This window comes from Atlantibacter sp. MEI4A-1023 (genome assembly GCF_056155425.1).
This window is the reverse complement of record NZ_CM149568.1, coordinates 567,283-580,158: the sequence shown is the minus strand read 5'-3', so window position 1 is coordinate 580,158 and position 12,876 is coordinate 567,283. Positions and strand designations below refer to the sequence as shown.

The 12,876-nt window shown below is 55.1% G+C and carries 12 protein-coding genes; 7 read left to right on the top strand and 5 right to left on the bottom strand.

The features are described from left to right. Positions 1-18: 18 nt before the first annotated feature. The 3 genes from ACVV26_RS02855 to ACVV26_RS02845 form a co-directional block, all read right to left on the bottom strand. Positions 19-684: an ABC transporter ATP-binding protein gene (locus ACVV26_RS02855; protein WP_312982852.1), complete on the bottom strand. Its 666-nt coding sequence runs from the start codon at positions 682-684 to the stop codon at positions 19-21. Further along, positions 681-1,457 carry an ABC transporter permease gene (locus ACVV26_RS02850; protein ID WP_474799866.1) on the bottom strand — a complete coding sequence of 259 codons (777 nt, stop codon included), beginning with the start codon at positions 1,455-1,457 and terminating at the stop codon, positions 681-683. Before ACVV26_RS02850 ends, ACVV26_RS02855 begins: the two co-directional genes overlap by 4 nt. A 637-nt stretch (positions 1,458-2,094) precedes the next feature. Beyond that, positions 2,095-2,994 carry a LysR family transcriptional regulator gene (locus tag ACVV26_RS02845; protein WP_474799864.1) on the bottom strand — a complete coding sequence of 300 codons (900 nt, stop codon included), beginning with the start codon at positions 2,992-2,994 and terminating at the stop codon, positions 2,095-2,097. A 115-nt stretch (positions 2,995-3,109) separates the two neighbouring features. On the opposite strand from ACVV26_RS02845, the gene ACVV26_RS02840 reads away from it, so the two are divergent. Further along, positions 3,110-4,108: a zinc-binding alcohol dehydrogenase family protein gene (locus ACVV26_RS02840; RefSeq protein WP_474799863.1), complete on the top strand. Its 999-nt coding sequence runs from the start codon at positions 3,110-3,112 to the stop codon at positions 4,106-4,108. Between the two features lie 46 nt (positions 4,109-4,154). On the opposite strand, the gene lsrK is transcribed toward ACVV26_RS02840, so the two are convergent. Beyond that, on the bottom strand, positions 4,155-5,741 hold the full coding sequence (gene lsrK, locus ACVV26_RS02835) for an autoinducer-2 kinase (RefSeq protein WP_474799861.1): 1,587 nt from the start codon (positions 5,739-5,741) through the stop codon (positions 4,155-4,157). A gap of 43 nt (positions 5,742-5,784) precedes the next feature. Continuing rightward, complete coding sequence (lsrR, locus tag ACVV26_RS02830; RefSeq protein WP_474799859.1) at positions 5,785-6,753, bottom strand: transcriptional regulator LsrR; 969 nt, start codon at positions 6,751-6,753, stop codon at positions 5,785-5,787. A 218-nt stretch (positions 6,754-6,971) separates the two neighbouring features. Between lsrR and lsrA the strand changes: the two genes are divergently transcribed. The 6 genes from lsrA to lsrG are packed head-to-tail and all read left to right on the top strand — an operon-like array spanning position 6,972 to position 12,726. Beyond that, positions 6,972-8,471 (top strand): autoinducer 2 ABC transporter ATP-binding protein LsrA, encoded by a 1,500-nt coding sequence (gene lsrA, locus ACVV26_RS02825; protein WP_474799857.1) that lies wholly within the window; start codon positions 6,972-6,974, stop codon positions 8,469-8,471. Continuing rightward, on the top strand, positions 8,468-9,505 hold the full coding sequence (lsrC, locus tag ACVV26_RS02820; protein WP_474799856.1) for an autoinducer 2 ABC transporter permease LsrC: 1,038 nt from the start codon (positions 8,468-8,470) through the stop codon (positions 9,503-9,505). The genes lsrA and lsrC overlap by 4 nt, the downstream gene beginning before the upstream one ends. Then, on the top strand, positions 9,506-10,510 hold the full coding sequence (gene lsrD / locus ACVV26_RS02815) for an autoinducer 2 ABC transporter permease LsrD (protein ID WP_474799855.1): 1,005 nt from the start codon (positions 9,506-9,508) through the stop codon (positions 10,508-10,510). Between the two features lies 1 nt (position 10,511). After that, positions 10,512-11,528 (top strand): autoinducer 2 ABC transporter substrate-binding protein LsrB, encoded by a 1,017-nt coding sequence (lsrB, locus tag ACVV26_RS02810; RefSeq protein ID WP_312982861.1) that lies wholly within the window; start codon positions 10,512-10,514, stop codon positions 11,526-11,528. A gap of 11 nt (positions 11,529-11,539) precedes the next feature. Continuing rightward, positions 11,540-12,430 (top strand): 3-hydroxy-5-phosphonooxypentane-2,4-dione thiolase, encoded by an 891-nt coding sequence (gene lsrF, locus ACVV26_RS02805; protein ID WP_474799854.1) that lies wholly within the window; start codon positions 11,540-11,542, stop codon positions 12,428-12,430. Beyond that, the gene (lsrG, locus tag ACVV26_RS02800; protein ID WP_474799853.1) at positions 12,427-12,726 is read left to right on the top strand and encodes a (4S)-4-hydroxy-5-phosphonooxypentane-2,3-dione isomerase; all 300 of its coding nucleotides are present in this window, start codon (positions 12,427-12,429) and stop codon (positions 12,724-12,726) included. Before lsrF ends, lsrG begins: the two co-directional genes overlap by 4 nt. Positions 12,727-12,876 lie beyond the last annotated feature (150 nt).

The window sequence follows — 12,876 nt, the reverse complement described above, 5'->3', positions numbered from 1 at the left end:
TGTTTATGAATAACGATGTTATTTAAGTGAATCTTCTGTATAGACTTCAATAGCTTCGGAAACATCTTTATATAATTTTCCCGACCCTTTTTTGTCTAGATAAACAGCCACATCGCAATAGTCTTTAAGTGATTTCAACCCATGTGAAACCATTATTATTTCAGCCTTGCCTCTAATATTATCAAAAATATCAGCACATTTTTTTTTGAATTTTGCATCCCCCACTGCCGTGACTTCATCTACTAAGTAATAATCAAATTTAAATGCCATGCTCAAGCCAAATCCCAACCGAGATTTCATGCCAGATGAGTAAGTTTTTATAGGCATATCAAAGTATTTACCTAACTCGGCAAAATCTTCCACAAACGCGACTTTATCTTGCAGTTCATTTTGCTTAGCATATAAACGAGAAACAAATTTTACATTTTCGCGGCCTGTCAGGCTTCCCTGAAACCCTCCTGAAAGTCCGACCGGCCAGGAAATAGTTTTATTTGTAATAATGCGTCCACTGTCAGGGCGGTCAATACCACCAATCATACGCAATAAGGTTGATTTACCAGCACCGTTACGTCCAATAAGCGCCACACTTTTACCGCTTGGTAATTCAATGTTGAGATCTTTAAATACATTATGTCTTCCCTGCGGCGTTCGATATGTCTTTGTAAGGTTCTCTATTCTAATCATGATGTTAACATCGCATCTTCACGGGTGCGATAAAGAGCCAGCCCCAAAAATAAAGTTACTAATGTAAATAATGCAAGATAACTAAGACTGACTCCTTCAGTATGATAACCAGCAACTACGGATGATCGGCTTAACTCCACGACATGAACAATGGGATTCCACAGAAAAAAAGACCAATATTCTCTTGGGATTGCATGTAACGGAAACATGATGCAGGAAACAAAGTACAGAGGCTTTGCAATAATAGGTAAGAATTTTTCCGTCTCAGGAAACGTTCTACCTATCACCATAAATATTAGACCAACACCACATGAAAAAAGTATAAGCATAACCCAAGTAGCAACCAGAGTAGGTATGTTATTAACTTCAAATTCTTCACCGCAAAATCTGACAACAATCATTAATGTAATGTATACGAGTGCGTATATTAATGATTCGAGCATAGCTCGTGATATTATCGTATCAATAGGTTTTACAGGCCGGTAATTAAACAACCCCTTATTTGCTTCAATCGCACCAATTGACCGACTTGTTATTTTATTAAAAATAAAAAATGGAATAATGCCATTTAATAAAAAAACCGGAAATGATATATCAGGCATTGTTCTATGACGAATAAACCCAAAGATAAACATTAGAATCAGCAAATGTGCTGACGGTTCAATCAATGCCCATAAGTACCCAAGGCGATACTTCCCAAAGCGCGTTTTCAGTTCACGTAAAAAGAGGGCATGCACAGCGGCCTTTTGCACCTCAAACCCACTTCTGGCCATAGTAAATCCACAATTTTTTAGGGGTATTGGACACGCTACCGCCCCTGGCTTTGCAGCAACCAAATGCTGTACAACGCAGGCAACGATGAGAGAAAGACAAAGAAGAAAACACTCAGAGGAATCGTGGGACAAGTTGTCCGTTCGTGTGCCGGACGCCCTATGGCGAGGTGGGTCAAACTAAAACGAGGTTAACCAAATCTGGTAAAGCTGCGCTAAAGCCCATCAATCCTGGATATCGACTGGAGTTCCTTCTCAAAAAGCCCAGTAAAATTAACCGTAACGTAGGATTAATCCTAATCGTTTTGATCTATTAATCTCTTTATCTTTATTAGCTAGAAGTGATTACAATGCGTAATCATGCATGCGCAACGATTATTAGGCATCTCTATAATAAATCTTATAAATCCATAATTTCTATAAAAATGTATAAATATCAATAAGATATTGAAGAATCATTAATGACGGGAAATTAAAAATAAGAATGTTTTGTTCATAAATAAACTTAATGTGAAAGTTTCACTTAAGTAATAAAACAGAAGACCCTAAAAAAAATAAGAATTTACCATTACCCACTAAGATAAATACTATGAAAAATATGTTTTTGTCACCTATTAATATTAATGATCTAATACTATGATCATTTTTCCCGATAGCTATCCTTAATTCCTGAAAATTTCATAATAAAATCAATATAGCAGGCCAGCGCAGGGGAGTTTAGCTTACGGCTGGGGTAGACCAGATACAAATCATTTCCCTGCGGTTCCCACGCTGGCAACACGACCGCCAGTTCGCCGCTTTCTAACGACCCCTCAACCAGAAAAGACGGTAATAAGGTTATCCCCGCCCCTTCTTTCGCACACTCCCGCGCATACAGCAGATTATCGGTGGTATGCAGGCGCGGCAGATCGCAACGATAATACGCCTCCCCTTTTTGCAGTACCCATTCGTTCCAGGCGCGATGCACAATGCACGGGTGTTCCGTCAGTTGGCTGGGGTGTTCGAGCGTGGGATGATTATCCAGATAGTCCGGCGAGGCGACCAGCAGGCGCGGGCTGTGGCCAATCATACGGCCAATCAGCGAAGAATCCTGTGGTTTACCGGTACGCAACGCGACGTCATAACCCGTTTCAACTAAATCCACCACCTCATCAGAAATAGACACTTCCAGCACCACGTTAGGATAACTGCGCTGGAACTGAGTATTCATTCGCGCCAGCAACGTCGCGCCAATGCCTGCCGGGCAGGTAATACGTAGCCTGCCGCTGGGGTTATCGCGCAACTGTTGTAAGGCATATTCAGCGCGTTCGGAGGCATCAAGCATTTCCCGGCAATGCACCAGATAGCGCTCGCCAGCAAACGTCAGGTTGATTTTGCGGGTAGTGCGATTGAACAACCGCAGCCCCACCAGCTGTTCAAGCTGGCTAATGCGTTGGCTAACGCTGGATTTCGGCAATCCCGCTTCCTGTGCCGCCGCGGTAAAACTCCCCCGCTCCGCCACCAGCGCAAACAGCGCCATATCCTGAAGTTGTTTAAACATGATTGTTTATCTCACACGAACACAGCGTTAGTGATTGTCCATCTTATCATCCTTATCGCGGTGTCCTAGACTGATCCACGACATCACCCTTTTAATCTGATACGCGGAGCGCACCATGTCAGTGAAAGCCATTGCCGTTAATCCACAAGATCCTGCCAGCTTTATTGAAATCCCCCCTGAAATGCCGCAGCCCGGCGAATATGATTTACTGGTCGAAGTGAAAGCCGTATCGATTAACCCGGTTGATACTAAAGTCCATCAGGGCATTCAGAAGAAAGGTTTACAGGAGCCGCGTATTTTAGGTTGGGACGCCAGCGGGATAGTGAAATCTACCGGTAGCAAAGTGACCAGCTTTCAGCCGGGGGATGAAGTGTATTACGCCGGTGATATCACCCGTCCGGGCAGCAACACCACCCATCAGTTAATTGACGCGCGCATCGTCGGCCACAAACCGAAAAGCCTTGACTGGGCGGCGGCGGCCATCCCGTTAACGGCGTTGACCGCCTGGGAAGGGTTATTTGAACGTCTGAATATCCAGCACGCTGACGAAGAGAAAACGCTGCTGATTATTGGCGGCGCTGGTGGCGTCGGCTCGCTGGCAATCCCGTTCGCGAAGCACAACAGCAAAGTAAAAGTGATCGCCACCGCCTCGCGGGAAGATTCCGCACAGTGGTGCCGCGATCGCGGCGCAGATCTGGTGGTGAGCTACCAGGGTCTGCCAGGCGAACTGGCGAAGCACAATATCAAATTCGTGGATTACATCTTTATCCTTAACGATACCGACGGCCACTGGCCTGCGGTCACGCAGCTTATCGCGCCGCAAGGCCATATCTGCACTATCGTAGAGAACACGCAGCCGCTGAGCCAGGACGTGCTGAAATCAAAATCCGCTGCCCTGCACTGGGAATTTATGTATACCCGCAGTATGTATCAAACCGCCGATATGGCGCGTCAGGGCGAGATCCTCGATCACGTTGCTAAATTGGTAGATGACGGCGTGGTGGAAAGCGCCCTTAGCGAAACGCTGCATGGCCTGAGCGTGGAGAGCATCCGCGACGCGCACGAGAAAGTGCTGGCCGGGCATATGCGCGGGAAAGTAGTGATTGCGTTTTAATTCACTCAGGCACGCCCATCAAACGGGCGTGCCGTCTATCCAGGCGTTATGACGCTGGCGCCTGTCTCCTCTCCAGCCCCGGCGCTTTCCAGAGCGACGTCGTCAGCCCGCTGTCCACCAGCCCCAACTGGTCCGCATACACCGCCTGCCATTTCTGCATCATCTCATCGTACAGTTCCCGGTGCGCGGGGTTCGGGGTGAACTCCCGCTGCCAGCTCACCAGTTTTTCCCCGGCGCTGGCCATATTCGCATACAGCCCAACCCCTGCGCCCGCCGCAATGGCGCAACCCAGCGCGGTCGCTTCTTTGACTTCCGGGACGCGCACCGGCAATCCGGTGACGTCGCTTAAAATCTGGCTCCACAGCGCGCCTTTCGAGCCACCGCCCGCAAACACCAGCCCGTCGAATTTTACCCCGGAGAAACTGGAGATCTGCGCCAGGTTGCAGGCCGAGACAATCGCGGCATTCTCTTCCAGCGCCCTGAATAACGTAGCCTTGTTACATTTATCGGCATCAATGGAGAGGTTAATAAACGACGGGGCCGCGTGATACCACTTATTAAAGTGCATCGCGTCAGAGAAAATCGGCATCACGCCGTGGGAACCCGCCGGAACCTGGCTTGCCATCTGTTCCAGCAGCGCGTAAGTATCGGTGCCGAGCCGCTCGGCAATCAGTTTTTCCTCGGCGCAGAACGCATCGCGGAACCAGCGCATCGTCAGCCCGGTGAAAAAGCTGATCGACTCCGCCTGCACCATGCCGGGGATAACGTGCGGGTTAACGCGGATATTCATTTGCGGATCGGTGCGTACCGCCGGGAGATTCACTACCTGCTGCCAGAAAGTGCCGCCCAGCACGGCGGTTTGCCCGGCGCGCACCACGCCAAGCCCCAGGCAGCCCAGTTGCACATCGCCGCCGCCCATCACTACCGGCGTGCCTTCGCGTAACCCGGACTGCGCCGCGGCGTCTGCCGTCACTGCGCCCAACACTGTGCCGGTCTCTTTAACCGGCGAGAGGATGTCCGCGCGCAGCCCGGCCATATCCAGCAGCGCAGGCCGCCAGTCGCGGGTATTCAAATCCAGCATCCCGGTGGTGCCTGCGTTGGATGGGTCTACCGCCAGTTCGCCAGACAGTTTTGCCGCCAGCCAGTCGCTGATCATGGTGATGGTCGCCGCCTGGCGATAAATATCCGGGCGATGATGGGCCAGCCACAGCAGGCGCGGCATGGCGCTCAGCGCCAGGGTCTGGCCGGAAACGTGGTACACCTCGGATTCGAACTGATAATCGTGGATCTCTTTCAGTTCTGACACTTCATGGCTGGCGCGGGCATCGACGTTGGCGCAGGCCCAAATGGGCTCGCCGTTGCGATCGTAAAGCACAATCCCTTCGCGCATGGAGCAGCAGGCGACGCTGGCGATATCACTGGCGGTTAAGCCCGCTTTCATCAGCGCTTCCCGGATGCAGCGGCAGGTTAACTGCCAGTTGGTATTAAGATCGAACTCCATCGAGCCGGGAACGTCCGCCACGCTCTGGTGAGTCCATTCCGCCTGGCCTGCGGCAATCTGGCGGCCTGCTAAATCAAAGATAACGGCACGGACACTGCCTGTTCCGGCGTCTAACGCTAAAAGGTAACTCATCGGCTTGCCTCGCTCTGTTAGGGTTCGCGAAGCAAGCCCTGGATTATCCCGCCAGAGCCAGCACCGCGCGCGCTGTCGCTTCTTCTGTTACCAGGCCGTTGATACGGCGGCCGCACAGGGCGGCATAAATGGCGTCTGCTTTATCTTCACCGCCCGCCACGCCCACAATGGTGGGTAGCTGAGCCAGCTCATTCAGAGTGATACCCAGCAGCTCGCGGTGGATCGGCAGGTCGTCGACCTGTTCGCCGTCGGCCTGCAGGAAATAACCAAGAATGTCGCCCACTGCGCCTTTACGGGCGTACATCAACTGCTCGCCTTCGCTGATATAACCAGAGCGCAGGATCGTCGCATCGCGTTTCTGGCTTACCGACCCGATACCCACCACCGCCACATCGGCGGCGCTGGCGGCCAGCAGCACATCGCGCACGCTGGATTCGCGCTTTAAAATCTCCGCCACTTCCGGCGATGACACCCGCAGCGGCGCGGGAATAATGCTGACGCTACAGGCCGCATCAAGCTGGCCGATGCCGGTCATATACGGCCCCACGCCGCCCGACAACGTCACCAGCCGGATCTGCTGGGAGCTGATAAAACCGCTTAAATGCTGTAAGCAGCTCATGGTGGCTTCGCCGAACCCCACCGCCAGCAATTGCCCCGGCTCCAGCACGCCCATTAGCGACTGCGCCGCGCCAATTCCGAGACGCGTATTCATCGGCGGCGTGTTCAGCGCGGGCAGCACCCGTGCCAGCCGTAGCCCAAAACGCTGGGCCAGCGCGGTTTCCAGCGCCAGGCAACCTTCGTACCGCGAGTTGATTTGCACCCGGATCACGCCCGACTGGCGGCCTTTCTCTAACAGGCGTGAAATCTTCAGTCGCGGTAATCCCAGCCGTTCGCCGATATCGTTCTGGGTCAATCCGTCGTGGTAGTAGCACCACGCCACCCGTGCCAGTAGCTCTTCTTCGGCCATTGCGATACCGGCATACCGTCCCTCATCGCTTCGTTTTTCGCTCATAAGCTGAACTCTTATTGAAATTTAGATCATGTGTTCGATCCTGCCTGGTCTGAAACTGTGAGATGCCCGGCAAAAAGATCATTTTTTATTCCGTTTAGCGGTGCGACCAGATTATGCCTGAAAATGTGATCCCTGCACGGTTGTAAATATAGTTCACCGTCTACGCTTTTTGAACATTGTAGATTTAAAAAATCATTTGTTCATTTTTCGGAGTGGCGATGACGAATCCAGACCCGTTACTGAATGTGCAGGCGATAAGTAAACAGTTCTCCGGGGTGAGCGTGCTGAAGTCGATTGATTTCACGCTGCTTTCCGGGCAGGTACATGCCCTGATGGGCGGTAACGGCGCGGGCAAGTCGACGCTGATGAAAATTGTCGCGGGCATAGAAACCGCCGACAGCGGGGTAATACAGATTGAAGGGCAGCCGTTTACCCGGCTCTCGCCGCAACAGGCGCACGGTCTGGGTATCTATCTGGTGCCGCAGGAGCCAATGTTATTCCCCAACCTCACCGTGCAGGAAAACATTCTGTTCCGCCTGCCGAATGACAAAAAGATTGCGCAGCAGTTGTCAGAAAAACTGGCCCAGCTCGATTGCCATCTCATTTTGCAGGCTTCAGCCAGTACGCTGGAAGTGGCGGATCAGCAGATGGTGGAGATCCTGCGCGGCCTGATGCGCAACGCCAAAATTTTAATTCTTGATGAACCGACCGCTTCGCTAACGCCAGGGGAAACCGATCGGTTATTTCGCCAGATCCGCGCGCTGCAAACCGCAGGCGTGGGGATCATTTTTATCTCCCATAAACTGCCGGAGATCCGCGCCATCGCCAGCCATGTCTCGGTGATGCGCGACGGCGCCGTGGTGCTGAGCGGCGAAACCGCGCAGCGTAATGACAGCGAATTGATCCACGCCATGACCCCGGTCAGCCGGGAACGTAGCCTGAGCGACACCCAAAAACTGTGGCTGGCATTGCCGGGCAACCGCCGCACCCAGCCGCAGGATTTCCCGGTATTGCGGGTAGATGAACTGACCGGCGAAGGTTTTCTCGATCTCAGTTTTGAAGTGCGCGCCGGAGAGATCGTCGGTCTGGCGGGGCTGGTGGGCTCCGGGCGTACCGAACTGGCGGAGACCTTATACGGCCTGCGTCCGGTACGCGGCGGGCGCGTCTGGCTGGAAAATCATGACATCACCTCTACGCCGATCCGTGCGCGTCTGGATCGCGGGCTGGTGTACTTGCCGGAAGATCGCCAGGTCTCCGGGCTGTTTCTCGATGCCCCCATCCGCTGGAACACCGTGGCGCTCAACGAGCCGTCGCTGTGGCAACAGCCGAAGCGCGAAGACGCGGTAGTCGAGCGTTATCACCGGGCGCTGGGCATCAAACTTAACCATCCGAATCAAATCGTGCGCACGCTCTCTGGCGGCAATCAGCAAAAAGTACTGCTGGCGCGCTGCCTGGAAGCCAATCCGCTGCTGCTGATCATTGATGAGCCGACCCGTGGCGTGGACGTCTCCGCCCGCGCCGATATCTATCAGTTGATCAAAAGCGTGGCGGCGCAAAACGTGGCGGTGCTGATGATCTCCTCTGACGTGGACGAATTTCCGGGGCTGGCGGACCGGGTGCTGGTGATGCACCAGGGGGAACTCAGCGGGGAGCTGGCGCGCGACGCCATTTCGCCTGACCGGATGATGAAACTGGCCTTTGGAGGACAACGTCCGTGAAGATGCTGTTGCGTAACCGTGAACTGACCGCGTTTCTGGCCATAGTGGCGCTGTTCGGCGTGCTGGTGGGCCTTAACCACAGCTATTTCAGTGCCCAGACCCTGGCGATGATTTTTTCCAGCTCGCAGATTTTGATCCTGCTGGCAATGGGCGCGGCGATGGTGATGCTGACGCGCAATATCGATGTGTCGGTGGGCTCGACGGTCGGGCTGTGCGCCATTGCCGTCGGTGTGGCGCTTAACCAGGGTTACAGCCTGCCGCTGGCGATGGGCTTCGCGTTTGCTATCGGCGCGCTGTGCGGGTTTTTCAACGGCGTGCTGGTGGTGTGGCTGCGCATCCCGGCGATTGTCGCCACGCTTGGTACGCTGGGGCTGTACCGTGGCGCAATGCTGCTGTGGACCGACGGTAAATGGATCGAAGGGCTGCCGCAGAGCCTAAAAACGCTGTCGGAGCCGGTGTTTATCGGCGTCTCCCCGTTCGGCTTCGCGGTGCTGGCGCTGGTAGCGTTGGGCAGCGTGATCCTGGCGCGTACCGCCTTTGGCCGCGACTTCTATGCAGTGGGCGATAACCTCGCCGCCGCGCGTAAGCTCGGCGTGGCGGTGGATCGCACCCGGCTGCTGGCCTTCACTTTTAACGGCCTGCTGGCGGCGCTCGGCGGCATTCTGTTCGCTTCGCAAATCGGCTTTGTCCCCAATCAGACCGGCAGCGGCCTGGAGATGAAAGCCATCGCCGCCTGCGTGCTGGGCGGGATCTCCCTGCTCGGCGGCACCGGCACGCTGATCGGCGCATTTCTCGGCGCGTTCTTTTTAACCCAAATCGACACCGTTCTGGTGCTGTTCAAACTGCCCGCCTGGTGGAATGACTTTATCGCCGGAATGGTGCTGCTGGGCGTGCTGGTGCTCGACGGGCGGCTGCGCCAGGCGCTGACGCGCCACCAGCGGGCCCTGAAATACAGCCGCTTTGTGCCGGGGGCGTCGGGGCGGAAAAACGTCGCGCCGTTTCCCGGTCGCAAAAACAAAAAAGAGGTGGCGTAAATGAAAGTGAACTGGGAACTGGCGCTGCTGGCGTTGCTGCTACTGGAAATCCTGCTGTTTGGCGCGCTGAACCCGCGCATGCTCGACGTGAATATGCTGCTGTTCAGCACCAGCGACTTTATCTGCATCGGCATCGTGGCGCTGCCACTGACGCTGGTGATCATCAGCGGCGGGATCGATATTTCTCTCGGCTCTACCATCGGGCTGTGCGCCATCGCGCTGGGCGTGCTGATGCAGTCCGGCGTGCCGATGGGCGTGGCGATTGTATTAACCCTGGCGCTCGGCCTGGCCTGCGGCTTTCTCAATGCGGCATTGATCCACTACACCGGCATCAGCCCGCTGGTGATCACCCTCGGCACGCTTTACCTCTACGGCGGCGGCGCGCTGCTGCTTTCCGGGATGGCGGGCGCGACGGGTTATGAAGGCATTGGCGGTTTCCCGGAAAGTTTCACCGCTTTCGCCAACGCCACGCTGTTCGGCCTGCCAGTCCCGCTGGTGATGTTTCTGGTGATCACGCTGCTTTTCTGGGTACTGGCGCACCGGGCGCGCTTTGGCCGCCACCTGTTTTTACTTGGGCAAAACGCCCGTGCCGCCCGCTACGCGGCCCTGCCGGTTAACGGCATGTTGTACGGCGTATACGGCCTGGTAGGCCTGGCGTCAGCTATCGCGGCGGTGATTCTGGTTTCTTACTTCGGTTCAGCCCGTTCGGATTTGGGGCGCGATTTACTGATGCCCGCGCTGACGGCGGCGGTGCTGGGCGGCGCCAATATTTACGGCGGTTCAGGTTCTGTGGTGGGTACGGCGCTGGCGGCGTTGCTGGTGGGGTATTTGCAGCAGGGGTTACAGATGGTCGGGATACCCAATCAGGTATCGAGCGCGTTGTCCGGTGCGTTGTTGATTGTGGTGGTGATTGGTCGTTCGGTGAGTTTGCATCGCGAAACCCTGCGTGCGGCATGGCGCCGCGTTCAGATTCGCCGCGGTGCCATAAAACAATCAGGAGCTTAAGATGAATACAGCAAAACGTGTGCTGCAATGTAGTGCTCTGGCACTGGCCTTGAGCGTCGTGACTGCCCAGGCGGCGGATCGCATCGCCTTTATTCCGAAGCTGGTGGGCGTCGGGTTCTTTACCAGCGGCGGCAACGGGGCGAAAGAAGCGGGCAAAGCGCTGGGCGCGGACGTCACTTATGACGGGCCGACGGAGCCGAGCGTGTCGGGCCAGGTGCAGTTGATCAACAACTTCGTCAACCAGGGGTATAACGCGATTATCGTGTCGGCGGTCTCCCCGGATGGCCTGTGCCCTGCCCTGAAACGCGCCATGCAGCGCGGCGTAAAAGTGCTGACCTGGGACTCGGACACCAAACCGGAATGCCGCAGCATCTACATCAACCAGGGCACGCCGGAGCAGTTGGGCGGCATGCTGGTGGAGATGGCCTCGAAGCAGGTCACTAAACCGAAAGCAAAAGTCGCATTTTTCTATTCCAGCCCTACCGTGACCGATCAAAACCAGTGGGTAAAAGAAGCCAAAGCGAAGATCGCCAAAGATCATCCGGAGTGGGAAGTGGTTACCACCCAGTTTGGCTATAACGACGCCACCAAATCTCTGCAAACCGCCGAGGGGATCTTAAAAGCTTACCCGGATCTGGATGCGATCATCGCGCCGGACGCCAACGCGCTGCCGGCGGCGGCCCAGGCGGCGGAAAACCTCAAACGCACCGGCGTGGCGATTGTCGGTTTCAGTACTCCGAACGTGATGCGCCCCTACGTTGAGCGCGGCACCGTGAAAGCCTTTGGTCTGTGGGACGTGGTGCAACAGGGCAAAATCGCGGTCAACGTGGCGGATACTTTGCTGAAGAAAGGCGATCTTAACGTGGGCGACAGCGTCGACGTGAAAGACATCGGCACCCTGAAAGTGGAGCCGAACAAAGTCCAGGGTTACGACTACGAAGCCAAAGGCAACGGCATTGTGCTGCTGCCGGAGCGCGTGGTGTTCACCAAAGACAACATCAACAATTACGATTTCTGACGGGGGAGACAATGGCTGATTTAGACGACATCAAGGACGGCAAAGATTTTGGTATTGGGCAACCCCAGAAGAACACGCTGTTCACGCTGAAGGGCTGCGGGGCGCTGGACTGGGGGATGCAGTCGCGGCTGGCGCGCATCTTCAACCCCGCCACCAACCGCACGGTGATGCTGGCGTTTGACCACGGCTATTTCCAGGGCCCAACTACCGGGCTGGAGCGTATCGATCTGTCCATCGCGCCGCTGTATCAGGAAACCGATGTGCTGATGTGTACCCGCGGCATTCTGCGCAGCCAGGTACCGCCCGCCACCAATAAACCGGTGGTGCTGCGCGCCTCCGGCGGCAACTCGATTCTGGCGGAACTGTCGAACGAGTGCGTGGCGGTGGCGATGGAAGACGCCCTGCGGCTCAACGCCTGCGCGGTGGCGGCGCAGATTTATATCGGCTCCGAATACGAGCACCAGTCGATCAATAACATCATCAAGCTGGTGGATGAAGGGACGCGCTATGGCATCCCGACGCTGGCGGTCACCGGCGTGGGTAAAGAGATGGCGCGCGACGCTCGCTACTTCTCGCTGGCCAGCCGCATCGCCGCCGAGATTGGCGCGCAGTTCGTCAAAACCTATTACGTCGAACAAGGCTTTGAGAAAGTTACCGCCAGTTGCCCGGTGCCGATTGTGATCGCTGGCGGCAAAAAGCTCCCGGAACTGGATGCGCTGGAGATGTGCTGGCGGGCCATCGACCAGGGGGCCAGCGGCGTGGACATGGGGCGCAACATCTTCCAGTCCGACGCGCCGCTCGCCATGCTCAACGCGGTGAAAAAAGTGGTGCACGAGAATATGTCGGCACGCGAAGCGTACCAATTCTGGCAGGAAGAGAAAGCACACGGAGGAAAGGCATGAATGTGACGCTGGTTGAGATCAACATCAAACCGGACCGGGTAGATGAGTTTTTAACGGTGTTCCGCGCCAATCACGAGGGTGCCGTCGCCGAACCCGGCAACCTGCGTTTTGACGTATTGCAGGACCCAAAGGTAAAGACGCGGTTTTACATCTACGAAGCCTACCAGGATGACGACGCGGTGCTGGCCCATAAAGAAACGCCGCACTACAAAGCGTGCGTTGAGGCGTTGGATTCAATGATGTCAGAGCCGAGGAAAAAGCGGAGTTTTATTGGGTTGCTGCCAGAGGTGAAGTAAGGCGAAAAGCGGCCCATGGACGGGCAAGCTCGTTGGCATGGTTGCGCAATATGTCGAAAAAAATGGATTTTTTTAACATATGGCCGGGATTGGTTTATGGCATCGACACGTTCCGGGCATATGTCGATAAAACGCGTTTTTTTAAACATG